Raw genomic sequence first — 291 nt, 5'->3', positions numbered from 1 at the left:
AGATGCCGGTCAGCGCGGTCACCGTGTCTTCGGTCACCGCGATGCTGGCCGGCGCGGTCAGATCGGGGGCGTCATTCACCGCCGTGATGTCGAGCGTGATGGTCGCACTGTCGGTCAGCGCACCGCCGGTGCCGGTGTTGCCGCCGTCATTCACCGTCACGGTCAGGGTGACATCGGCAGTCGCGTTCGCCGCCGGCGTGAAGCTCACGCCATTGGCGGCGATGAAGGCATTGATCGCCGTCACCGTGCCGCTCAGCGTCCGGCTGGTCGCCGTGCCGCCGACGGTCACGC

General features: G+C 69.1%; 1 protein-coding gene. It reads right to left on the bottom strand.

Annotation, left to right across the window (positions count from 1 at the left end):
* The coding region (locus WG924_RS28120; protein WP_345936344.1) for a hypothetical protein at positions 1-291 on the bottom strand (291 nt) is incomplete at both ends.

The organism is Tistrella arctica, assembly GCF_039630945.1.
Classification (GTDB): domain Bacteria; phylum Pseudomonadota; class Alphaproteobacteria; order Tistrellales; family Tistrellaceae; genus Tistrella; species Tistrella bauzanensis.
Note: the sequence above shows the minus strand (reverse complement) of the source record. Positions and strands in the feature narration are given on the sequence as shown.